This is a genomic window from Methylobacterium hispanicum (assembly GCF_022179285.1).
In the GTDB taxonomy this organism is placed as follows: domain Bacteria; phylum Pseudomonadota; class Alphaproteobacteria; order Rhizobiales; family Beijerinckiaceae; genus Methylobacterium; species Methylobacterium hispanicum.
Genome location: NZ_BPQO01000020.1, coordinates 13,650 through 33,899, shown reverse-complemented (window position 1 = coordinate 33,899; position 20,250 = coordinate 13,650). Strand labels below are relative to the sequence as shown.

Annotated in this window: 26 protein-coding genes; 8 read left to right on the top strand and 18 right to left on the bottom strand. The window is 68.4% G+C overall.

The genetic code is table 11. From position 1 onward, the window contains the following. Positions 1-591: 591 nt before the first annotated feature. The gene (locus MFF56_RS20800; protein ID WP_238230790.1) at positions 592-807 is read left to right on the top strand and encodes a hypothetical protein; all 216 of its coding nucleotides are present in this window, start codon (positions 592-594) and stop codon (positions 805-807) included. Here the strand turns inward: MFF56_RS20800 and MFF56_RS20795 are convergent. The 3 genes from MFF56_RS20795 to MFF56_RS20785 all read right to left on the bottom strand — a co-directional run bounded on the left by MFF56_RS20795 (position 804) and on the right by MFF56_RS20785 (position 3,505). Then, complete coding sequence (locus MFF56_RS20795) at positions 804-1,397, bottom strand: hypothetical protein (protein ID WP_238230788.1); 594 nt, start codon at positions 1,395-1,397, stop codon at positions 804-806. The two genes, MFF56_RS20800 and MFF56_RS20795, sit on opposite strands and share 4 nt — an antisense overlap. Further along, positions 1,397-2,563 (bottom strand): phosphoadenosine phosphosulfate reductase domain-containing protein, encoded by a 1,167-nt coding sequence (locus tag MFF56_RS20790; protein ID WP_283207437.1) that lies wholly within the window; start codon positions 2,561-2,563, stop codon positions 1,397-1,399. The genes MFF56_RS20795 and MFF56_RS20790 overlap by 1 nt, the downstream gene beginning before the upstream one ends. 327 nt (positions 2,564-2,890) lie before the next feature. Beyond that, positions 2,891-3,505 carry a carboxypeptidase-like regulatory domain-containing protein gene (locus MFF56_RS20785; RefSeq protein WP_238230786.1) on the bottom strand — a complete coding sequence of 205 codons (615 nt, stop codon included), beginning with the start codon at positions 3,503-3,505 and terminating at the stop codon, positions 2,891-2,893. Between the two features lie 563 nt (positions 3,506-4,068). On the opposite strand from MFF56_RS20785, the gene MFF56_RS20780 reads away from it, so the two are divergent. From MFF56_RS20780 to MFF56_RS20765, 4 genes are all read left to right on the top strand, one after another. Next, entirely contained in the window at positions 4,069-4,737 is a 669-nt protein-coding gene (locus MFF56_RS20780; protein ID WP_238230784.1) for a type IV toxin-antitoxin system AbiEi family antitoxin domain-containing protein, read from the top strand. A gap of 2 nt (positions 4,738-4,739) precedes the next feature. Next, the gene (locus tag MFF56_RS20775; RefSeq protein WP_238230783.1) at positions 4,740-5,681 is read left to right on the top strand and encodes a nucleotidyl transferase AbiEii/AbiGii toxin family protein; all 942 of its coding nucleotides are present in this window, start codon (positions 4,740-4,742) and stop codon (positions 5,679-5,681) included. 158 nt (positions 5,682-5,839) lie between these two features. Further along, positions 5,840-6,190: a hypothetical protein gene (locus MFF56_RS20770; protein ID WP_238230780.1), complete on the top strand. Its 351-nt coding sequence runs from the start codon at positions 5,840-5,842 to the stop codon at positions 6,188-6,190. A gap of 22 nt (positions 6,191-6,212) precedes the next feature. Next, complete coding sequence (locus MFF56_RS20765) at positions 6,213-6,494, top strand: hypothetical protein (protein ID WP_238230778.1); 282 nt, start codon at positions 6,213-6,215, stop codon at positions 6,492-6,494. 50 nt (positions 6,495-6,544) lie between these two features. On the opposite strand, the gene MFF56_RS20760 is transcribed toward MFF56_RS20765, so the two are convergent. The 9 genes from MFF56_RS20760 to MFF56_RS20720 form a co-directional block, all read right to left on the bottom strand. Then, positions 6,545-6,847 (bottom strand): hypothetical protein, encoded by a 303-nt coding sequence (locus MFF56_RS20760; protein ID WP_238230776.1) that lies wholly within the window; start codon positions 6,845-6,847, stop codon positions 6,545-6,547. A 130-nt stretch (positions 6,848-6,977) separates the two neighbouring features. Beyond that, entirely contained in the window at positions 6,978-7,424 is a 447-nt protein-coding gene (locus tag MFF56_RS20755) for a hypothetical protein (RefSeq protein ID WP_238230774.1), read from the bottom strand. A gap of 4 nt (positions 7,425-7,428) precedes the next feature. Further along, positions 7,429-8,562 carry a hypothetical protein gene (locus tag MFF56_RS20750; RefSeq protein ID WP_238230773.1) on the bottom strand — a complete coding sequence of 378 codons (1,134 nt, stop codon included), beginning with the start codon at positions 8,560-8,562 and terminating at the stop codon, positions 7,429-7,431. Positions 8,563-9,111: 549 nt separating this feature from the next. Next, positions 9,112-10,371, bottom strand: a complete 1,260-nt coding sequence (locus MFF56_RS20745; RefSeq protein WP_238230771.1) for a hypothetical protein — start codon at positions 10,369-10,371, stop codon at positions 9,112-9,114. 119 nt (positions 10,372-10,490) lie between these two features. Then, a complete protein-coding gene (locus tag MFF56_RS20740; RefSeq protein ID WP_238230769.1) occupies positions 10,491-11,480 on the bottom strand; it encodes a hypothetical protein in 990 nt (329 codons plus the stop codon). Between the two features lie 57 nt (positions 11,481-11,537). After that, positions 11,538-12,203, bottom strand: a complete 666-nt coding sequence (locus MFF56_RS20735) for a hypothetical protein (protein ID WP_238230767.1) — start codon at positions 12,201-12,203, stop codon at positions 11,538-11,540. Between the two features lie 43 nt (positions 12,204-12,246). Then, a complete protein-coding gene (locus MFF56_RS20730) occupies positions 12,247-12,765 on the bottom strand; it encodes a hypothetical protein (protein ID WP_238230766.1) in 519 nt (172 codons plus the stop codon). A 32-nt stretch (positions 12,766-12,797) separates the two neighbouring features. After that, a complete protein-coding gene (locus MFF56_RS20725; RefSeq protein ID WP_238230764.1) occupies positions 12,798-14,120 on the bottom strand; it encodes a hypothetical protein in 1,323 nt (440 codons plus the stop codon). Positions 14,121-14,191: 71 nt separating this feature from the next. After that, positions 14,192-14,785: a hypothetical protein gene (locus MFF56_RS20720; protein ID WP_238230762.1), complete on the bottom strand. Its 594-nt coding sequence runs from the start codon at positions 14,783-14,785 to the stop codon at positions 14,192-14,194. Positions 14,786-14,869: 84 nt separating this feature from the next. On the opposite strand from MFF56_RS20720, the gene MFF56_RS20715 reads away from it, so the two are divergent. Next, positions 14,870-15,334 (top strand): DUF4262 domain-containing protein, encoded by a 465-nt coding sequence (locus MFF56_RS20715; protein ID WP_238230760.1) that lies wholly within the window; start codon positions 14,870-14,872, stop codon positions 15,332-15,334. A 6-nt stretch (positions 15,335-15,340) separates the two neighbouring features. Here the strand turns inward: MFF56_RS20715 and MFF56_RS20710 are convergent, their stop codons facing one another. After that, a complete protein-coding gene (locus tag MFF56_RS20710; protein ID WP_238230758.1) occupies positions 15,341-16,648 on the bottom strand; it encodes an extracellular solute-binding protein in 1,308 nt (435 codons plus the stop codon). Positions 16,649-16,786: 138 nt separating this feature from the next. Here MFF56_RS20710 and MFF56_RS20705 point away from each other — a divergent pair, with 138 nt between their 5' ends. Then, positions 16,787-17,065, top strand: a complete 279-nt coding sequence (locus MFF56_RS20705; protein ID WP_238230756.1) for a hypothetical protein — start codon at positions 16,787-16,789, stop codon at positions 17,063-17,065. A gap of 3 nt (positions 17,066-17,068) precedes the next feature. Here MFF56_RS20705 and MFF56_RS20700 read toward each other — a convergent pair whose 3' ends face one another. The 3 genes from MFF56_RS20700 to MFF56_RS32230 all read right to left on the bottom strand — a co-directional run bounded on the left by MFF56_RS20700 (position 17,069) and on the right by MFF56_RS32230 (position 18,374). Further along, entirely contained in the window at positions 17,069-17,566 is a 498-nt protein-coding gene (locus tag MFF56_RS20700) for a DUF6600 domain-containing protein (RefSeq protein WP_238230754.1), read from the bottom strand. A gap of 47 nt (positions 17,567-17,613) precedes the next feature. Further along, entirely contained in the window at positions 17,614-18,108 is a 495-nt protein-coding gene (locus MFF56_RS20695; RefSeq protein WP_238230752.1) for a hypothetical protein, read from the bottom strand. Positions 18,109-18,176: 68 nt separating this feature from the next. Further along, positions 18,177-18,374: a DUF6634 family protein gene (locus MFF56_RS32230; RefSeq protein WP_308445280.1), complete on the bottom strand. Its 198-nt coding sequence runs from the start codon at positions 18,372-18,374 to the stop codon at positions 18,177-18,179. A 302-nt stretch (positions 18,375-18,676) separates the two neighbouring features. Between MFF56_RS32230 and MFF56_RS20690 the strand changes: the two genes are divergently transcribed. After that, complete coding sequence (locus MFF56_RS20690) at positions 18,677-19,156, top strand: hypothetical protein (RefSeq protein ID WP_238230750.1); 480 nt, start codon at positions 18,677-18,679, stop codon at positions 19,154-19,156. Positions 19,157-19,165: 9 nt separating this feature from the next. On the opposite strand, the gene MFF56_RS20685 is transcribed toward MFF56_RS20690, so the two are convergent. Both MFF56_RS20685 and MFF56_RS20680 read right to left on the bottom strand, forming a co-directional pair. Beyond that, positions 19,166-19,333 carry a hypothetical protein gene (locus tag MFF56_RS20685; protein ID WP_238230748.1) on the bottom strand — a complete coding sequence of 56 codons (168 nt, stop codon included), beginning with the start codon at positions 19,331-19,333 and terminating at the stop codon, positions 19,166-19,168. A 222-nt stretch (positions 19,334-19,555) separates the two neighbouring features. Next, on the bottom strand, positions 19,556-20,224 hold the full coding sequence (locus MFF56_RS20680; RefSeq protein ID WP_238230746.1) for a hypothetical protein: 669 nt from the start codon (positions 20,222-20,224) through the stop codon (positions 19,556-19,558). Positions 20,225-20,250 lie beyond the last annotated feature (26 nt).

Here is a 20,250-nt window from a genome sequence, read left to right as displayed (position 1 = left end):
TCTGCAGGTCATAGGTCAGCAGGTAGGACGGCATCCATGGACGTGCAGAGCGCCGTTCGCGGCCGCCGACAGGGATAGCGAGATCTGAGACATCGGAGCAGGCGGAAGGCTGGGATGCATCCACGATTGTCCGGATCCGCGTCTCCCGCACCGAGAGACTGCGCCGGCGGCATGAACAATTCGACGAATTCGGGAAGGCTCCTGGCAGAGCGTCCGAGGGTAGGGTGTCCGAAGTTGTCCGAGACGGTGCCCCGCATGAAGACCCGCACATTGGCCGCGATGACGGCGCTGACCTTCTCCGCCTGGGCCGCTCCCGCTACCGCAGACCGGTTCAGGACCTACGAAGCGACGCTTGCCCGTCTGACGAACGTCGCTCTGGGATGCGTGGAATCGGAAGGCGCCACGGCCTGCAGGGGGGACATCCAGGACGTACGCGACGTCCTTCTGACGCGCATGTCGCGCCCCCGGGCGGAGGCTTAGATCCGCGACCGGATCATGCGTGAGGCTGCCGCCCCGCAGACGAAGCCCTGCATACTGCCTGCTCTGCAGGCCGCACCTATCCAACGCGAAGCCAATCGGCTGATCGACCAGATGCGGCTCCGTCGAGACCTGATCGGCAAGAAGTTCGCCGTCACGGACCTCGACATCGATCTGTCCGGTTCTGCCATGAAGGTGAAGCCGGGCGACCACGAGAAGGCCCGGAGGCTCTCGGAGTCGAACGAGGAGGTCGGCGCCTGCTTCCCCTACTTCAGGACCCGGATGGAACAGCTCCGGGCCGAGTACGACCGCCTCGCCGCCCGGCGCTAGGGCCTCGGCCCGGAGGCCGCCGCGCCCGGCGGCGCGAAAGGCGCATAGGTCTCGGGATCGGCGATGCCCGCTGCCAGAGCGAGCCAAGCCTCCGCGATCGGCGCCATGGCGGCGAGCGTGCGCGCGAGGCCGTCGTCGAGGCCGTGGTAGTGGATGCCCCTGGGGTCGAGCGCCTCCCAGCGCGCCAGCAATTCGTCCAACCCCGGGAGCCCGAACTGCGGCAGAGACAGCCGAACGTCGAGCGAACGCATCAGCTCGTTCTCCCGGCGCAGGTGGTCGAGTTCGTCGCTGGCCTCGACATCGGGCTTCCGCTCGTAGAACTCGTCCAGCCGGTGGTTGATGTCCTCCAGGTGGTTCGCCCGCCTCAGACCGGCCAGAAGACGTTCCGAGAGCATCTCGCGCTCGTCGCACTCGTCCTCGTCGCCGTGGCGCAGTGCGCTCTCGTGGGCGGCCATCCGGTCGCGGAGGTAGGTGGCGACCGCTTCCTGGAGCTGCCTGCCGGGGCAGTCCACCAGATGCTCGCGCCACCGGGCGGCAAGCGCGAGGAGCCGTGCGTGCTGCTTGAGGGATTCGGCGGGGTCGATCTGCATCAGGCGGCGCAGTGCATATGATAGGGCTCGGCCTCCTTCATGCTCGGCGCCGGCGGCATCGAGTAGGGCAGCATCTCGCGACGAAGGTCGCTTGCGGTGAAAAGCGGCCCCTTCGCCACCTCAATCCTGTCGACATCGTCCTGAGACATCGTGCCGGCCAACAGGGAGACCATCTCCTCCTTGGTGAGGTACGCTTGGACCTCGCCATCCTCGAACAGATAGCCCGGCGCTCCAGACAGGATGCTCTCGCGGCTGGCCTCTCCGAGGTGCATGTGGAACAGCTCGTGCGCGCACGAAGGATCGAGGGCATCGATATAGAAGGTGTCGTCCTCCGACTCGATGCGGACATGGTAGGCTTTGTCGGTGTCGCGCCGCTGCATCGCTTCGCGCACCTCGTCGACGTTCATGCCGACGACTTCCTCAAGGAACTGGGGCACGCCCTTCTTGGGCATCAGCATGCTGCGCCCTTGCTTGCGCTCCAGCTCGACGTAGCGGTTGAACAGTTCCGGGTTGTGGACGGCAGCAGTACGCAGGTCAGGCTGAGAAGCCATGATGCAAAAGGCGCAGCTCAATCTCGACATTCCACGCCTGTAGGCCCAGTGTACGTCCCTTCCAGCCTCGCGGATGGTCTGCCACACCTGCTCGAGCTTCATATCGTGGATGGGTAGCCAGTCGTACCACTCGCGACCGGCCACCGAGTTTTTCTCATTGAACTTGAACGGTGCGAGTTTTTTGCGCCCGGGGGACTCCTCGGCGCGCATGCCCATGCAGTTCACGATGAGCTTGCGCTCCAGGAAGCGCTCGTTTCCCGGCTCCTTCAGAAAGTGGCGGATGGCCTTCTCCATCGGGCCGCGCTTCAGATCGGACGTGCACTGACGGCGCTCCGGGTCCGGGAACATACCCCGCTTCTCGACCATCGACAGGAAGGTCTTCCTCTCGCTCTTGCAGACCCTGAACGGCAGGTTGCCCGCATCCCTCCTCGCGTGTTCGAGTGTTCCCTCCCACTCGACATCGCCGAGATCGGCGTGTAGAACAAGTATCTGGTCGTCTGGCACAATCGATCTTAAGACTACGAGTTGGGCTTGACTATCCTTGCCCGCGCTGTGGCAGCATACGAATAGTGCTCCTCGATCAACCAGACTTCTGATGGTCTCGGAGAGGTCCATGTTTTCTGGCGTCACGGCGGAACCTATACTATCGAAGTGCCTTTGCGCAAGCTCGCGGCAGGGACTGTGGCGGCGAGCCTCGCAAGACGCAAACGCCTCCGACGGGCGCGGCGCAGCCGGACGCTGTTCCTTCGGCCATGCCGTCGACATTAACAGCCTGTCGATGCGCGCCGACGACGTCGCCCGGAACGCGGCCGCGCAGGGCACGGGTCCGTCGGGTCCGAAGTAGTCGGCGTCGGCCAGAACGGAGCCGGGGGTTCCAGAAGCATGGCCGTCGTCCGGATGTCGTGCCGTGGAGCATGCCCGCCGACCTAGCCGGCGCGAAGGTCAGAGACCGGGGCCGGCGGAGAAATCGACGACGGCCTCGCCGCCGTCCGGGACCTCGACGTAGCCGATGGAGGTGCAGAGCCGGGGCTTGTAGTCCCTGTCCAGCTCGTTCTGATTCTCGAAGGTGGCCTCGACCCAGTAACGGCCGGGATAGACGTGGTCGAACGCGAAGCGCCCGTCCTGACCGATCGTCGCCGTACGGAGATAGCTCGCATAGCGAGCGTCGGTGATCAGGAAGGCGTCCGGATCGGAGAAGCAACGCAAGCCCTTGAAAAGGGTCCGGTACCGCGCCTGCGCGTAGTCGGTGTGGGGAACGAGCCTCACCTCACCTTGGGCATGCAGGGTGCCGATGTTGAGGACCATCTTGGCGACCCCGACGACGCGGGTATGGCCCGGCATCGTGATCCGAGAGGCCTCGGCCCCGTCGAACTCCACATCCACCTTGACGAGGGCCGCACGTTCGGGAGCGGGCTTGTCCCGCTTCCGGGCGATCTCGGCGTCGTCCAACGAGGCGAAGGAAGCTGCGGGCGAGGGGCCCCTCGCCGACCTCTCGCTGGCGCAGGCGGACAGTTGCGCCCCCGCGAGGGCGACGAGGAGGAGCCTTGCGCCGATCATTCCTTCCGCATGACATGGATCACAAGGAACGTGAACCCTCCGCTTACCGCTTCGTGGCAGGCCGCTCCACGCAGTCGGCTGTCGCCACACCTATCTGCGAGCCGTCAGGCAACTCGATGCGGGACGTCGTCGTCGGAGGCGGACAGGTTCGCCCGTAGGCGTAAGGATCTGTCGGCGGGACCGCCCGGGGCGGCCGCGCCTCGGCGCCGGGGTCGCCGGATGCCGTCGTGGCGGCCGCCAGGAGGAAGCCCAAGGTGGATGCCGTCTTCATGTCGCGAGGATGCTGGAGTCGGGTAAGCAACGCGTGAAGGACGGGCCGTCGATTGTACGCGTTTGCGGTTTTCACGATCCTCGCCGATCATCCACGGACAGACCGCTCCTTCCGAGCGACAGGATGACCATCGCTGTCCGCACCTGCCTCGCCCGAACCGCGTGTTTCCACTCGACGATGCCGCCGGGAAGCCTCGCCGTCGGCGAGTGCGTCGGATCCATGAGCTTGCAGCCGTGATAAAACGATGACAGATCTCCATTCTGATCATCGAATTATCACGCAGGAGGTCGGGGTGCGCAACGACGCGCGGCAGCAGGCCAAGGATGCGATCGCGGCCATCGTCGCCGACGGACGGCTCCACGCCTCCGCCGACTTCACTTCGGCCGGCATCCACCCGACCTACCTCGCCAAGGCCCTCGCCGACGAACGCGTGGTCCAGTACGGCCGCGGCATCTACTTCGGCAGTTGGGAGCAAGCGACCGAGCACGTCGATCTGGCCGCGGTGTCGCTCTCCTATCCCGGTGGTGTCGTCTGCCTGGGCAGCGCGGCCCAGGTCCACAACCTGTCGAACGAGGATCCGCCCGCGATCTTCTACGCCGTCGACCGAACGAAGATCCGGCGCCAACTGAAGGTCGGCCCCTCCGTGCCCGTCCAGGGCGTCTACTGGACGGGCCGCGATCTCGAGGTCGGCATCGAGGTCCGGACGGTCATGGGCGTCGACGTGCGGATCACGGATCCCGCCCGGACCGTCGTCGATCTCCTGCGCTACCGGAAGAAGCTCGGGGACGAGCCCGGCACGAAGGCGCTGACCGACTTTCTGCGCGACCGCCATGGCACCGTGCGTCTCCTCTGGAGGACGGCCGAGGAGCTCGGATGCACGTCCCAGGTCGAGCCGTTCCTCCGCCTCGCCGAGGAAGTCGTCGAAGCCATCCCACCACCCGGATACGCGCCAGGAGCCTGACAATGTCGCCGCTCGCAGCAAGCCGCCGTTCCCTTCTGCAGACCCAGGCCAACAAGCTCGGCATCAGCAACGAGCTGATGATGCGGCGCTACGTGTTCGAGCGGTTCCTCGACCGCCTCGGCAGTTCCGGCCACCGCGACGAGCTCGTCCTCAAGGGGGCCATGGCCCTCATCGCCGTGACGCAGACCTTCGGCAGGCCCACGAAGGACATGGACATGCTCGGCCTCAATCCTCTTTCGCAGGGCGACGCCCTCGAGCTGATCCGGCAGGTGGCCTCAATCGCGCCCGAGCATGACGACGCCGTCGAGTTCATTCCTTCGAGTTTCAAGGCCTCCATCATCAACGAGGAGGCCAAGGAACCCGGCACCCGAATCCTGGGAGAGGCCCGGATCGGGACCGCCCGGATCCCGATCAAGATCGAGATCTCGCATGGCCAAGCGATGACGCCGGGCGCCGTGCTGATGGACTACCCGACCGTCCTCGGCGGCATGGCCGCTCCCAAGGTGCTCGTCTACAGCAAGGAGACCATGCTCGCCGAGAAGTTCGAGGCGGTGGTGAGCCTCGGTACCCACATCTCCCGGTTCAAGGATTTCTACGACATCCGGCAGCTTGCGCGCCGGCTCGAATTCGACGGCTCCGTCGCCGCTACGGCTTTCCGCAACACCTTCGGCAACCGCGGCACGGATATTCCGGCTGCCGAACCGGCCGCGTTCGCGCCCGCTTTCGCCGCGGTGGCCGGCCAGCGCGGATGGTCCTCGTTCCTTCATAAGCAGGTCATCAAGGACCCCGCGACGTTCGGCGAGGTGATCGACGAGATCCGACCTTTCGTCATGGAGGTCGCCGCCATGGCCCGCGGCGACGCGCCGGTCCGCAACTGGGCGCCGGGCGGCGGTTGGTCGTCGCCTGTCGAGGTTCACGCGCCGGCGCCGGGGCCGCGCCTCTGAGGGCGGCCGATCCGAGCGGACGACGGTCCCGTGAAGAGACAGTCGGTTAACCGCGGCGGCCGGTCCTGCTTCACAGCCGCCCCGCTGTCGCGTCGCGTGAACGGTTCCTTCACCCGTACCTCGCGACGATCGCGATACCTGGATCGCGGATTCATTGCATGCACACCAGAGCTTCGGCCGCGCTGCTGGCCTTGTGTCTCGGTTCACCGGCGTCCGCGGCTGGCGGCGACTTCCCCTTCCTCGGCACCTACGGCGTTCCGGACTCGAAGTGGGACGGTTGCGCGGATGCGCGCCTCCAGCGGGAAGGCCACTACGTCACTTTCGGCAGGGGGACGATCTTCGTGCACGAGTCCGCTTGCACACTGGTATCCTGGCGACAGTCCGGTGCCGACATCTACGACGTGACGGAAGCCTGCCCAGGCTCGCGCAAGCCCGTCGTCGAGCGGTTCAGGATCGACCGCGAGACCTTGACCTACCGGGGCGCCGTATACCGGCGCTGCCGTCCCTGAACGCCGTGGCAGGAGCATCGAGATGAACCTACGATCCGTCGCGGCGACCGCCCTCGTCGCCGTTCTGTCGATGGGCGGGGCCGCGGCCGCGAAGGACTGTACCGGCACCTTCATCCGGCGCTCGTGCAAGCTCGGCGCCGCCGAGGGCAGGTGCGCCTACCCGAGGGAGAAGGGTGCCGTGGAGGACTTCATGGGCTGGGAGCGGGAGGACGGCGTCCTCGGCTACACCATCTATCGGCTCGGCGCCTATCCGGCCAAGGACATCAGGCTGCAGAAGGGCTGCCGGCTCAGTCGCTACAACTGATAGCGCCAGGGTCGGCTGGCCCCGTGACATCGTGCGGGCGGGCCCGCCTCTCAGGGGCGCGGCGCGGACGACGGCTGCTCGAAGCCGATCCAGTCGCGTCGCTTCGCAAGTTTACGGACGTCGGCCGTCGTCACTGCTTCGACGCTCTCGGGTAGGAGGTGGACCATGTCCTCGGCCTCTCTCGCCACCGCGCCGAGAGGAGCGACATCGTGGGGGTTGTCCCGCACGTGGGCTTCCATCGCCTTGCGGGCGGCCTCGACATCGTCACCGCCGATCGCGAGGTAGATCCGAGCGTCGTGCCAGCGGCTTCCGCCGGCGTGGTCGAGCATCACGGTGACCCGATAGAGCTTCACGTTCGCCTCTGGGTTGGAAAGGTCGGGTGCGCCTCGACGACCATGGCACAGGCCTCTCCTGCACGGAAGGAACGGTCGTCCGACGATACGGGCAGGGCGAACGCCGGATCGCCGCGTGGCCACGGGTCTATCAGGCGCGCGGGCCGGTCGAGCACGTCGCTTGAATGCCGAGGGCCGCCAGCAGGCGGTCCGCCGTCCCCGCCGCCGACGCGGCCAATTCGGGTCCGACGGCCGGGAAGCGTCGGTGGGCGTGCCGACCGCGGGTGAGCGCTTCGATGCCCGCGGCGTCGAACGGCTCCTCGACCGTGGCCTCCTCCTCTTCGGGATCGAACTGCAGATCCTCCAGAAGCTCGGGCAGGCCGCGGATGCCCCCTATGTCGAGATAGAGCTCCTCGTCGCCGGGAACCACGACCATCGCGTGGGCGAGTTCCGTCCGGCGTCCCCGCGCGATCCAGACGACGGCGAGATCCCACCCCGTCCGCTCGGCGACCGCCAGGGCGAGCGCGTGGCAACCCCCTTCGAGGAAACGGGTCCGCAGCTCGTCGTGATCTTCGTCGTCGAAGAAGGCTTCCGGCATCGGATCAGGCTCCCGGAGCCGGGGCATGCGTGCTTCGAGCACAGGTGATCGCGGCCAGGACTTCGCGTTCGACCCCCGCATCCCGCCTGCGTTCGGCGGGCATCGTCCGCAGACGATCCTCGACGATGCGGAGACCGATCGGCAGCAGGTCTGGATAGCCCCTGGATCGCAAGAGCGCGACCGGCTGCTCCTCGCCGCCATCGTAGATGCAGACCCCGCTCCCCGTGCCGACGACGGCGGACATGTCGGATTCGAAGATGGGATGGTAGAGGCACTTGGTGGATGAGAAGGTGCCGCAAGGAACGGGGTCGCCGGCCGACAGGACGAGTTCCGCCCACCTGTCGCGCCATGCGACGAAGACATGGCCCCACGTTTCGTGTGGATGATGCAGATCGGTACGTCCGTGGATCGTTCGACCGTTCCACTCACGGTCGGCGCCGGGCCTCCCGAAGAAGTTGGGGATGTCCCGGGCAGTGCCAGGCACGGTGCCGAGCCTCTGTTCGGGCAGCGCGCGGGCCCCCTCGCGCTCGAACCACCAGTTCTCGGCCGCGACGACCAGAGCAAGGATGTCCCGAACGTCCGAGGACACGAAGTCGAGATACCGCCTGTCGACGTGCCAGAGGCCCTCAGCCGGGAATTCGACCCTGATCGCGTATTCCGAACCGCCGTCGGAGGACGTCAGCACGTCCAGGTGGAACTCGAGCAGACCTCGCGACCAGACGTCCCGCATGTCCGGGCAGTCCTGGAGCGGTCTGCTCTTGAGAAGGTAGTCGGACGCGTACCTATCGTGCGGGTTCTTCGGTTCGAACCCCGCGGCGGCAAGGTAATCCGCGTCCGGCGACCGGAGCGGCGCGCCCAGCAGAGCGCGGAGCCAGCGCTCACGGTGCGCCTCGTAGAGGACGCCCCAGCACTCGACCGGGTTGGCGATCTGCTCCGTTCCTTCCGGATCGACGCGGGTCGCCCAGTCCCCGTCGGGGCCATGGAAGGGCAGGGGAACGCCTCCGGCAGACGTCCACATCGAGCGGACGGCATCGCGGGCGACGACGTGCGGAGCCTCAAGCCAGTTGCGGTAGGCGAGGGCGAGCGCCGCGACGTCGCGAACGTCGGCGGTGTCGAAGACGAGGGTTCGATCCTTCATGTAGACCATGGCCTGGAAGGTCTGAGCCCTGCGGTCATGTACGAGGCGAAGGGCGGCCCGCCTCGCGTCCGACGGAAGGCCCGGAGCCTTGTAGACGAACTGTACGCGCCGACCGGTTGTCCGGCCCGTATGACGGAAGCCACAGCGGCGAATGATCTCGGTCGGCGTCATCGCGGCGTCCCTCGGCACCGGAAAGGCTGTCCGAGCGGATCGAAAACCGCAAACGACGGGGCGCTCGGGCCCAGCTCTCGATCCCGTTCTCCGGCCGATGCAGGTCGTCACCCCGATCCGGCCGGGCGACCTGGGCCGTCGCGGCCCCCAGCGGAGTCGGCACGAGCCGTCGCGGACTTGCGATCCCGGACTTGCGATCCCGGCTTACCGTCCGAAGGGGAGTTCGGCGGGGCGCCGACGTCCCGCCGGACGGCCGCGTCGTCACGCACGATCAGGAGTGCGGTGGGTGCCGACCCATCGACATCGATCGTGAAACTTCATCGGCACGAGGCCGGAAATGCTCGGCCGGAGCCGCGCACGCGGCTCGGATGGAGTCGTTCAGGACTGTCCCTCGGTCCGATCCACCGCCGCGCCGTTGGCACGGATCCTGAGGATGTCCCCCATGTTGTCGGAGACAAGTCTCAGGAGAAATTGGGGGAAGCGTTCCTGGGCACGGCGCTCGGTGAGCGGGTATGGCCGGACGATGTACAAAGCGTCGCTGTTTCTGCTCCAGCCATCGGGCAGGCCCTCCGCACCCAGGTTCAGATCGTGCTCGTCGGACCCGAGCAGGACGAACGCGTGCTCGTGCTCGGGCAGCGGCGGCACCGCTTTGGCGAGGTCGCCCGAAGGAGGCGCGAGGCACAACCCGTACCCGACGTACAGCTTCCCGGGCCCGTCCAAGTAGGTCCAACCCCAGACGCGTCCTTGATCGTAATCGGCGATGCAGTCCTGCCCCTTGCGCACGAACTGGCCTCGAAGCCTCTGCAGCAACTCCGCTCCGACCTCTGAGAAGACCGGCTCCGTCTTCCGTAACGGAGACATCGCCACGTTGATCGCAGAGATCTCGATTGCGCTCAGGTCGGACGAGTCCATGGCGTTGATCTCCAGGAATTTGCACAGTTCAAGGCCGACGAACCTCCACGCCGGTATCCCGTCCGGGTCTTCCACCGGACCGATGGTCCGGCTCAGGATGCCGTGGAGATTGCGCCAGAGCTGCAGGTGGGGCACTGCCCCGTAGGTTCGATCGTTGGACTCGACGAAGTCGGCGGGAGGCCGCGACGCGTGCGTCAGGACCGTCAGAACGCCGGGCCACCCGGCCGGCTTTCGGGTCTCGCGCAGCCAGCGTCCGTAGGTGACCAGCTGGTGGTCGTACTCGCGTTCGGAACGCTCGTTCATATCCGCTTCGGCATCGGAGATCTTCGGACGGACAACCCCGGCGGAAGATTTCGGCGTGACGGCATGCATCTGGAAAGACGCGTGGACCTTGTTCTCCACCACGACGAGAGCTTGGTCCTCGACCTCGACGATCAGATCGAGACACTTGCCGTTCGGCAGCCGGCATTGGGTCCGGGCGGCGATGTGCCCGTGGCCGGAGGCGTCGACGAAGGCATCCCGCAAGCTCGGAGGGACGAAGCATTCGCCGATGAATCGGACGGCCTCCGCGCGGGGCGCCCGATTGATGAAGTCGGCGAGGATCTCGGAAAGAAAGTCCTCGACCGGCCTCCGTTTTTCGCTGGCGCGGTATCGGAACAGGCGGTTCAGGAGCGAACTCAATCGGGGGCCCTCCGCGTCGGGACCGGCGCCCGAGACCTCCAGCATCCGGCTGTCCGCACGGACCTAGGCCATCGCTTCCGGGCGACCAGTCGCACCGAGCCCGCCGCCGGCTGTGCCCGTGATCCCGAAGGGTTTCGCCGCGACCGCCGGCGCGGCGGGAGGCGCTATCGGGCGGGAACGTGTGGGCCGGCGCTGGGCGATGCCGCTGCGAGGATCGCGCCTGCGCGCCCGTCGCGCCACGCGACGTACTCGTGGCCCCAGTTGCTCCAGGGATCGGCGACGACGATCTCTCCGTCCCGCTTGGCCACGACCTCCCAGTCGCCATGACCGCCGGCGAACGGATTGTGGATGGCCATGCCGGAACCCTCGTGGCCGAACGTGCGCTCCTCGGGGGCGCAATAGCCGTGGCGGCTGACGGTCTCGCTGTAGCAGGCGTCGACGAAGGCGATGACGTCGCGCGCGTCGCCGGCACGGTAGACCACGTCGAGGATGCCGGGCTCGCCGTCGGTCCAGCGTACCGTGAAATCGGTCGATGCCCCGTCGGGCGTTCCGCCATGCTGCGCGTCCACGACCGTTATCCTGACGGTCTCCCCCCTGATCTCGGCCGGCTCGTTCCCGAAGCCTTCCATGGGCCGGAGCACGATCTCCAGGTCATGGCCGCCTTCCACGAAGCCCGCCGCGCGCAGGTACTCGAGCGGCGTCGCCGCCGGCGGCCGACCCTCGTATCGGAGCGCGAGACCGTCGCGGAAGTCCCGGTAGATCGTGCCCCAGCGCGCTTCGGGATGATCCAGGTGCAAGGCGCCATCGCCGCCGCGCCGGACGAGCCACGTCTCGCCGTCGGCCGAGAATGGGTTCGCGACCACGCCGTCGGGGGTCGGCATGACGGCAGCCGGGTCGATGCCGCCACGAACCGCGGATGCGTTCTGCAAGGCGACCACGAGAGCCGTCAGATCCCGGACGTCTTCGGTCCTGAACCGGACGGCCTCGGTCCCGATGCCCTCGATCGAGGCGTGGTAGGCGATCCTGCCGTTCCATGGGCGCGCTTCGACGTCGATGCGGGCGCTCCGGATCCGGTCGAACCTCAGCCGGATCCCGGGGCCGGCTCCTTGCTGGACGACGAAGCCGCAGCGCTCGAGAAACTTGGTGGGCGTCATCGCAGGATCCCCTGGTCCGTCGAACTATCGCCGCCGGAGGCGCAACGGACAAGATCGTCAGCGCCGACCGATCCCGAGCAGCCGCGCCTCGACCTCGGCGAGGGGTGTTTCGAACAGCGTGCCGTGCACGGGCAGGCCGCCCGGCACGCCCTCTGACTCCAGCGTCCCGCAGTCGCCCCCGAACGGCCCTTCCCGGCTCTCGGCGAAGCGGTGGCCCGAATGCAGGGCGTGCTCGAACCGGACCGACGCCGGCGGGAAGGTCTCGATCAGACCCTCGTCCGCGTGCCCGGCGGGCATCGCCTGAAGGAAGAGCGTCCGTCCCTGGTCGTCCTCCAGGAAGGCGCAGAACCAAGTCGCTCGGCCTGTCCCCAGGAGCCGGACCGCGACGATCCTGTGAACCGTCTCCTCGACGAGCCCCGCGCGGAGATCGCGATTGAGATCGCCGGCGGCCCGGCGCACCCCCGTCATCTTCGACCAAGCGGTCCGGAAGATCAGGACGAGCGCGAGGGCGAGCAAAACCGCGATCGCGAGCCGCGAGGCGGTCCCGACGTCCCGTGCGCCGCCGACCGCGGCCATGACCGCCTCCACGACCGCAGCGCCGTACGCGATGGCGCAGTAGGTGCACAGGGCGGCCACGGCAGCGACGTCCCTCAGGGCCAGCAGCAGCCGCCAACGGGACGACCTGAGGCGCCCGGCAAGCGCCGCGCGTTCGGAACCCGTCATCGGACGGATCTGATCTCCCCCGACGGCGCTCGGCCGCACCGGATCACACGCGCTCGCGGAAGGACGACCAGAGACCGTAGAGCACCACGGTCAGGACGACGTTCAGGACGAGCGGCGGGCCCAACTCGCTCGCCGAGGGCCATTCGGCACCGTGGGCGACGCCGTAGAGCATGTTGAGGCCGACGCCGTAGCAGAAGCCCAGAGCCGAGGACGGGAAGGCCGCGGCCGCCGCGAGGATCATCGGGATCCAGTACGAGAGCTCTCCCACGGTCGATCCGCCCGCCTTGGCTTCGTCGGCGTGTCCGGCGAGCCAGCATGCGAGGAACAGGAAGCAGAGGAGTATGCCGAGCACCATACCGGTCGAGACCGAGGCGATCAGGAGCAGCAGCAGGTTCGCGGTCCGCAGGGATCCCGACGCGGAGAAGGCCTGCAGGAGCAGGAAAGCGGCGAAGCCGCAGGTGAAGCTCGTCAAGCAGAAGATCACCAGGAAGCGGATGGCGAATCTTCGGACTTCGAAGACCGTCCGGGCCGTGCCGGCATCGCCTTCGCTGAGAAGCACCATCGAGGCACGTTCGAACACACGCTGCGGTTTCGTCACGGGACCAATTTCTCCCTGATCTGCCGGAAGGTCGCCTGCATGCTCGATGCAGGCGTGGAACCGGCGGGCTCCGCGTCTTCGTCCCGACGGTCGTCCCGACCCGCGGCCGGCGCTTCGCGGCGCGGCCTGATCTCGAGCCGCGCGCGAGGGTCCGACGCCCAGCAGGTCGCGCTCGCGAGCCAATCGATGCGTGCGGCGTCGACCCTGCGGAGATCGGCGATGCCGGCGATCACGTCCTCGTCGGAGGCGAGATAGAATCGGCCTCCGTCGCGCTCGACCCAGATCTCGGAGGCGCCGAGCTCGACGCGGTCGAGCGCGTGACGGAGACGCCGGGCCACATCCTCGGGCTCGAGTCGTCGCCCCAGGAGCCGGGTCACCTGGGCGGCGAGGTCGGCGGGCGCGGCCTTGGTGGCCAGGCCGTGACTTGCCATGATCCATCGGGCGTTGGCCGCGGAGCGTGCCGTAGCGCCATCCGCCGAGAGCCGCTTCTCCGAGGCCCGCTCGACGTACCCCTCCAGCCTCGCGAGGACGTCGCCGCCGCCGGCGCGCACGTCCCCGGCGATCATCGACACCGCGGCGGCGCCCCCTTCGGACCGGGCCACGATCCCGACCCTTCGACGGAACTGCACGAGGCGCCCGTAGAGGTCGCCGAGAGCGTCCCTCGACAGGTCGTACCAGCGCGCGAGCCAGTCGCGGATGCTCGTCAGGAGCGCGGGAAGTCCGTCGCCGCTCCGGTCCGCCTCGAACCTCGCCGTCGTGCGGTCCCGGATGGAACGCGGCTGGTCCTCGTCCGGCTCGTCGTTGGCCTCGGCTCGGAGCGCGATCGAGAGCAGGAGGAAGGCGGCGATGCCCATGACGACGAGCAGGATCTGGAAAAGTGAAGCCCGCGCCACCCCCTCCGCCCTGTCGCCGCCGATCGGGGCGTTCAGGGCGCCCCACAGGGACGCGTCGTCGGCGACCGTGGACGCCTTCGGCTCGACAGCGGTGCCGATCGGCGAGCCGGAGCCGACCTCGATGGGCCGCGCGGTGTCCGGCAGGTCGGCGGCCGTCGTATGAAGCAGGCCCATGCCGGTCGATTCCGGACCGCCGACCATGACGGCGCCGATGAGGAGAACCGCCAGCAGGTTCGCGACGGATTTCTCCTTGTCCGCCGAAGGAACCGCCAACCGCCACAGAGCGACGGCCACCGTCAGGAACCCGGCGAGTTGCACGGCGGTGCCGAGCGCCTTGAGGACGAGCGCGGCGCTTTCGCCGGCGCCGGCTGCCGCCATCGCCGAGGACGGCACGAGCGCTAAGACGAGCGCGGCCAGGGAACGCATGTGCCACCACGAAGGAATGCAGTTCCTTCGGACATAGCCCGCAAACGGCTCCTGCGGAAGCTCGGACGCATTCAGGGGCCGGGCGCACGGCTCGCGGGCTCGGGCGGGGATCCCTGCAGGCCGGGGTGCCAAGCCGAAACCTCGTCGTGACCGCGCCTGCGCGAGATCTCGCGGATGCCTCGCGCAAGGCGGTCGTCGGCGTCGGGCGCGGGGGGGGCGATGCGGTCGAGGGCCATCGCGATCGGCGATCCGTTGGCGGGCTCGTGCAGGAGAAGGTGAAGGACGTCCCGCAGTTCGGCGGGTACGTCCCTCATCAGCCTCACCCGACCGACGTTGGCGAGACAGATCCCGACATGGTCGCGCAGTTCGTCCCCTTCGCTGGCCCGCAGCCGCATGTCGACGGACTCGTTGGGAAGGAGCGGCTCGCCCAGGCGGCGCGCGAGTTCCGGCACCACGCACCAGAGCACGTGCTTCGTGTAGGCGTCGCCGCCCGAGGCGGGCGACGCCATCTCGGGGACCGACGCGCGGATGCGCCGGGCCGCGCTCGCGATCTCACGGGCGAGCCAGCGGTCCGCCAGGCCGAAGCAGCGCTCGACCTCTGAACGCGTGAGGTCGAGACGCCGACGGGTTTCGGCATCGAGCAGTGTCGCGAAATCCAACGGCATCTGATATCGTCCAAGGGAAGGAACGGGGCGCGATCGGGCGCCTTGGCCGACGCCCCCGCAAGACGCCACATCCGGGAGATCTCCATGGTCGATCGTCACCGCCGCGGTCCCGGCGACGCCAATCCCGGCATCGGCTTCCGCTCCTTCGAGGAGGCGGGCGTCCGATGGGCCCATACGATCGGCCTGCTCGATCGGGGCATGCCCGAACTCCTGGTGTCCGGCCTCGACCGCGATACCGGCCTCGCCGTGCTGCGGAAGGCCACGCAGGATCTCATCGACCGCTCGGGCGCCGTCGACGGCGACGTGTCGGACCGCATCGCCGACCGCAGCGTGATGTTCCGTTCGCTGCCACTGGAACGGGCGGGACGCTTCGCCATGGAGGCGGCCAACCGCGATCCGGCCCAGTTCCACGCCCTGCAGGTCGTCTGGCCCGACGGAGACGGACGATTCCCCTGGGCGCCCGGCTGCGATCCCGAGGTCGCCCGCGCGCAGCGGGTCATCGTGGATCTCGAGCCGCCGACCGCCGGGGCCTCGCCCCGCCCGTTCTGAGGTAGCTCAACGTTCGGCGCTCGCCTTCTCCCTGAGAAGCCCGTCCGCACGCGCCATCGCATCCGAGAGCGCGGCATGGGGCTGCCGCACGCCCTGGAAGGCGTGGTCGAACGCGGCGTCGAAATATTCTCCGATCTCGGCCTTGCCCCGCAGCCGGGGCGAACGGGAGGCCGCGGTCGGCAGCTGTCCGGCGAGCTCGGCGGCGGCTACGGCGAGCCCAGGCTCGGACGCGGTCGCTCCCTCGACCTGGGCGCGGCGCCAGCCCTCGAAGGTCGACGGGATCGAGCCGATCTCGCGGGCGAGCCATGCCTGCGCCTCGGGCGATGCCAGAAAGGCCACGAACTTGGCGGCCCCCTTGTTCTCGGCCGGCGTGCGGCCCCGCAACGCCCACACGGCGAACCCGCCCGGCAGCGACGGCTTGGGCGGATTGATCACGTCGTCCAGGAAGGGAACCGGCAGAACCCCGACGTCGAACGGCGCCCGCCCTCGGATGTGGCCCAGCAGACCGGACGTGCCGAGCAGCATGGGACAGGCCCGACCGAGAAAGGCTCCCACGGGCTCGACGCCGCCGGTCCTCGGCCGGTAGGCGCCGCTGCGGGCCATGTCGACGAGCCTCGCGAGCTGTCGCGCGGCCAACGCGAGATCGACGGCGAGGCGCGCGTCGGGGCCGCCGCGACCGTTGTCGAAGGAGGCGACCGGACGATCGTGCATGGCCATCAGATTCTCGACGGCGATCCAGGTCGGCGCCTGCATCGCGAAGGCGCAGGCGCCCCCTCTGTCGGCCGACAGCTTGGCGGCGACCTTCTCGAGGCCGTTCCAGGTCCTGAGGTCCCTGGAAGGGTCGAAGCCGGCACCCTGGACGGCCTTGGCGTCGTAGTAGAGGACGGGCGTCGTCAGCAGGAACGGAAGGGCCAGCAGCGAGCCGGACGCGTCCGAGAAGCTCGCCCTGACGGCCGGCATGAAGGCATTCGGGTCGTAGGATTCGGCCATGTCGCGCAGCAGGTCGGATACCGGATAGGCGAGCCCCGAGGTCCCGGCCATCTCGCCCGACGCCGTCTCCGACACGACCGCCAGAACGGCATGCTGCGGCCGCATGAGCCGCAGCTCGGCGCCGATCTTCGACAGGACCGCCGACGATTGCTGCATGGCCGTCGGCTGCACGACATACTCGGGCTCGGCCCGGTTGAAGGCGGCGGCGGCGGCTTCGAGGGCGACCCGCGGCGGCCCCGACAACGCGTGCCAGACGTCGATCCGCGTCTGCCCCGCGGCGGGCGAGGAAGCGATGAGCGCCGCCAAAAGGTACAGGGTGCGCAAGGCTGGGTCCTCTGGGTGCCTCTCCGAGGTAGCCGAAGGAACGAATGCTGTCGAGAACGCCGCGCGCCGCGGGCGACGGCGCTGTTGCGGTTTTCGAGGTGCTTCGCGAGCCTCCAGGAAGGAACGCAGGAGGCACCGATGAAAGATGCAGCCGTCGCCCGACGCTATGCCGCCACGGCCATTTCGACGTACGTACCCGAAGGCACGCGGCCGGAGCAGTCGCGCATCATGCGCGCCACCGCCATGCTCGCGCTGGCAGCCGGCATCGGCGTCACGCTGCTAGCCGGAAAGGGGCCCGACCTCTCCGAGGCCTTCGGTCGGCGCCACTCGATCCACATGGACGGACAGCAGGCCCTGGAGGTGATGCGGATCCAGGCCTACGCCGCCCAGCCGTCGTCGAGCCCGTACTTCCGCTGAACCTCAGTAGGGACTGCTTCGCCTCGACGGCAGCGGGGGAAGGGGCAGCGGAGCCGAGATCGGGGCAAGCTCGCGCACCGTGCGCTCGTAGTGCGTCCGGCGCGCCTCGGCGACGCCCGGGGGCAGGCCGGGGAAGCCGCCGACGATCGGAACGATGCCGCCGCCAAGCCCTTCACCCGTCGGGGCGGGGGGCAGCCCCGGCTTCCAGACCCACTTCTCGCCGCGGTCCTTCAGCCAGCGTCCGCCGACCGAGGTCACCGACCAGAACGGGTCCTTGGACACCCAGATCCAGCTGCCGTCGTCGTTCTGCCGGTACGTGCCGTTGTTCGTCGGCGTCCAGCCGAGGCTAACTTTGGGCACCCAGACTTCGCCGTAGCGCTTGGAGTCCACCCAGCGCCCGAAACGATCGAGGTCGCCGCTTGGTCCGCCTCCGTCGCGAGCCAGCGCGCCCGTAGCCCCGACCAGAAGCGCCGCAAGGATCGCCAACAATCCGCCCGTCATCGACCGACTCCGCTGAAGAAGACACAACGTACGACGAGCGGAGCCGTTCAACGACGGCTTCCGACCCGTGCGAGGTGCGGCATCCCGAGTACCGTGAATCCCTTCCGCAGTTCCTTCGGAACGATGACGAAGCCGCTCTCCCCGCCCTGCTCCAGCCAGGCCATGCGAAGCTGCTCCCAGCCGCTCCCCGCGAGGAACGCCGCCAGCGTACCGCAGAGCGAGACCTCATGCGGATCAAGATCTCCATACCGGCCGGCCCCCGCGGCGGCGACGCAACGTCCCACCGCTGCGAGCAGGCGCTTGGCTCCGTCCCCGGCATCCCTCGGGACGCGGAAGACAATGCGCGGCTCGGGCAGCAGGACCACGCTCTCGACGAGCGCCTCCTCCTCAAGCCGCAAGCTGGGATCGCCATGGCGGAACAAGGAACCGAGCGTTTCGATGAGGGCCGCCAGAGAGGACAGGCTGCCCACGTCGTTCGGGCACGACCCGCCGTCGACGACCAAGCGGTCGTAGCCGATTCCTTCCGTCGATCCTTCCATCATCGAAACTCCCGCAGCGGGCACCTCCAGAAGGAGCCCGGGGCCTCTGTTGGTGGCCTGCACGTCGCCAGTCAAGTTCGGTCGGCCGGGACCGCCCGTTGTTGATCCGGTCTGTGGGTCGTCTCGCTTCCCTTGTGGCCCAGCCGGTAGTACCGGGACACGGTCCGTGCCCATTCCCCCGCCGCGCCGTCGATCACGACGAGATGCGACGTCGCGACCGAGGCTCCCTCTTCGATGCCAGGGTGTCCGTAGACGCGGCCCTTCAGCACCGCGCCGCCGAGAAGCCTGTCGACGCCGAAGGATCAATCCGTGAGAAAGGGCGCGCGGGCGAGTTCCGCCTTCTCCGGCCCGGCCGCGGATTCCTCCGCGATCCTGCGGATGGCGGCCGCCAAGCTGGCCTCGATCGCCATCGCCGCCGGGTATCCAGGGTGTCTCAGGGGGGCCTCCCACTTGCTGCCAGTCAGGGCATCGCCGCACGGCGGTCACCCCCGCCAGCGGCCGACGGCCTGTCGCGGGTTGTAATTTGCGGAGGGCGGCGGTCTTCTGACCCGAACGGCCGCCGGAGTCCTCCATGTCGCGCTCGCGCATCCTGTTCACCGTCCCCGCGGAAGCCGCCGGGATCGCGGACGTCCTCGGCGACGCCGGCGCCACGGTCGACGACCGCGAGGGTTTGGACCACGACGCCATCGCCGGCCATCTGGCCGCGCTGGCGGGGCGAACCGTCGAGGCCGTCGTGGACGACGACGATCCACTCTCCCCGATCCACGACGTCGTCGAGCTCCTCGAACGGACGGGCTGCGCCTATTTCGCCGTCGTCGATGCGTTCGTCGAGAACTCGCGGGGCATGCGCATCGTCGGCCGGCTCTACCTCAACCGCGACGGGGACGGAACGAAATTGGAGAAGCCCATCCCGTGGGATCACGGCGAGCCGCAGCTCGACGCCCGCACCCTGGAGGCGGCTGGCATCGACCGCGAAGAGGCGAGGCAGATCGAGCGCTTGTTCATAGCCAAGCTCGGCGATCGGCCGCGCGCGACGACCCCGCGCCCCTGACCGGTCGGCTCACCAAGCGCCAAGCGCTCTCCCTACGTATTGCGCCAGTTCGATCACCCCGTACGCGGCCAAGATGAGGATGAATGCCGCCAGAGTGAACGCCAGTTCCAGGACCTTTGCGGCAGCGAATCCCAGCACGATCCCGATTGCGATTTCGCAGATTTCGTTCTTCGGCATGAAATTGGACTTTCTCGGCATCTGCGGAGGGACCGCCGCTTTCCATCCACAGCCGAGAGCCGCTCCTGTTTTTATGCGGCACGGGAAATTTCCGTCACGGCGACCGACGATCGCGGGTCGGTCGAACGACCGTCTCGTCCGCGCGCGCAAGCGCCGACGTCTGGCCCTAAGGCATTCGTCAGGATCGAACGCCCTCCGCAGGGGGGCGGCGGCATGGAGCGATCAGGCGCGGGGGGCGATGGCCGCAGGGACGTCTTCCGGTTCCGGAACGTCGGCCGGCTCAGGGGACGGCATCGCCCTGAAGGCACGCCTCTGATCGCCGCGCTCCTCCTGTTCCGCATCGTAGGCGTCGGCCAAGGGCAGCATGCGCCAGTCGTGGTCGATGCGCATCGTCGGATAGTAGCCGTTCTCGGCGGTGAGCAGGCCCTGGAAGCCATCGAACCGGGATACCTCACCGACGACCCAGTCGAGGATCTGCGGACGGAACCGCTTCGCGTAGGCGCTCCAGCCGTGCGCGACGACGCGCTGGTCGGCGACGACGCGTCCCGAACCGGTGATCGCGTGACCTCGGGCGGTGGCGTAGGCGCGGGCGAGTTCCAGGAACCGTTGCGGCTTCGGCAGCATCAGGAGGGCCGCCACGGCCGCTCCGTTCTCGTCCATGTGCCCGTTCGAATGCATGATGGCCCCCTGCGCGCCGCGGATGATCGCTCCCTTCCGCGCAAGGATCAACGCGCGGTCGGGCCGCTTGATCGGCGGACGTTTTCGTACCTTACTCGGTGCGACCCGTTCCTTCGCGCGATGACGCGATCCTCTCGGAGCTTTCGTATGTTGCGCCGCCTCGCCGGCCTCCTTCGGTTCAGTGCCGGACCTTCGATGCCCTTCTTCGACCACGTCGCGTCCACGAGAAGGATCGGGCG

Bases quoted from the DNA above. Each gene is read 5' to 3' on its own strand.
- MFF56_RS20790 (WP_283207437.1), bottom strand. From the start codon at position 2,563: ATGGACCTCTCCGAGACCATCAGAAGTCTGGTTGATCGAGGAGCACTA.
- MFF56_RS20690 (WP_238230750.1), top strand. From the start codon at position 18,677: ATGTCGCGCTCGCGCATCCTGTTCACCGTCCCCGCGGAAGCCGCCGGG.
- MFF56_RS20735 (WP_238230767.1), bottom strand. From the start codon at position 12,203: ATGACGGGTTCCGAACGCGCGGCGCTTGCCGGGCGCCTCAGGTCGTCC.
- MFF56_RS20800 (WP_238230790.1), top strand. From the start codon at position 592: ATGCGGCTCCGTCGAGACCTGATCGGCAAGAAGTTCGCCGTCACGGAC.
- MFF56_RS20740 (WP_238230769.1), bottom strand. From the start codon at position 11,480: ATGACGCCCACCAAGTTTCTCGAGCGCTGCGGCTTCGTCGTCCAGCAA.
- MFF56_RS20685 (WP_238230748.1), bottom strand. From the start codon at position 19,333: ATGCCGAAGAACGAAATCTGCGAAATCGCAATCGGGATCGTGCTGGGA.
- MFF56_RS20750 (WP_238230773.1), bottom strand. From the start codon at position 8,562: ATGAAGGATCGAACCCTCGTCTTCGACACCGCCGACGTTCGCGACGTC.
- MFF56_RS20700 (WP_238230754.1), bottom strand. From the start codon at position 17,566: ATGACGGGCGGATTGTTGGCGATCCTTGCGGCGCTTCTGGTCGGGGCT.
- MFF56_RS20775 (WP_238230783.1), top strand. From the start codon at position 4,740: ATGTCGCCGCTCGCAGCAAGCCGCCGTTCCCTTCTGCAGACCCAGGCC.
- MFF56_RS20705 (WP_238230756.1), top strand. From the start codon at position 16,787: ATGAAAGATGCAGCCGTCGCCCGACGCTATGCCGCCACGGCCATTTCG.
- MFF56_RS20755 (WP_238230774.1), bottom strand. From the start codon at position 7,424: ATGCCGGAAGCCTTCTTCGACGACGAAGATCACGACGAGCTGCGGACC.
- MFF56_RS20770 (WP_238230780.1), top strand. From the start codon at position 5,840: ATGCACACCAGAGCTTCGGCCGCGCTGCTGGCCTTGTGTCTCGGTTCA.
- MFF56_RS20695 (WP_238230752.1), bottom strand. From the start codon at position 18,108: ATGATGGAAGGATCGACGGAAGGAATCGGCTACGACCGCTTGGTCGTC.
- MFF56_RS20795 (WP_238230788.1), bottom strand. From the start codon at position 1,397: ATGCAGATCGACCCCGCCGAATCCCTCAAGCAGCACGCACGGCTCCTC.
- MFF56_RS20785 (WP_238230786.1), bottom strand. From the start codon at position 3,505: ATGATCGGCGCAAGGCTCCTCCTCGTCGCCCTCGCGGGGGCGCAACTG.
- MFF56_RS20765 (WP_238230778.1), top strand. From the start codon at position 6,213: ATGAACCTACGATCCGTCGCGGCGACCGCCCTCGTCGCCGTTCTGTCG.
- MFF56_RS20725 (WP_238230764.1), bottom strand. From the start codon at position 14,120: ATGCGTTCCCTGGCCGCGCTCGTCTTAGCGCTCGTGCCGTCCTCGGCG.
- MFF56_RS20720 (WP_238230762.1), bottom strand. From the start codon at position 14,785: ATGCCGTTGGATTTCGCGACACTGCTCGATGCCGAAACCCGTCGGCGT.
- MFF56_RS20745 (WP_238230771.1), bottom strand. From the start codon at position 10,371: ATGCTGGAGGTCTCGGGCGCCGGTCCCGACGCGGAGGGCCCCCGATTG.
- MFF56_RS20730 (WP_238230766.1), bottom strand. From the start codon at position 12,765: ATGGTGCTTCTCAGCGAAGGCGATGCCGGCACGGCCCGGACGGTCTTC.
- MFF56_RS20715 (WP_238230760.1), top strand. From the start codon at position 14,870: ATGGTCGATCGTCACCGCCGCGGTCCCGGCGACGCCAATCCCGGCATC.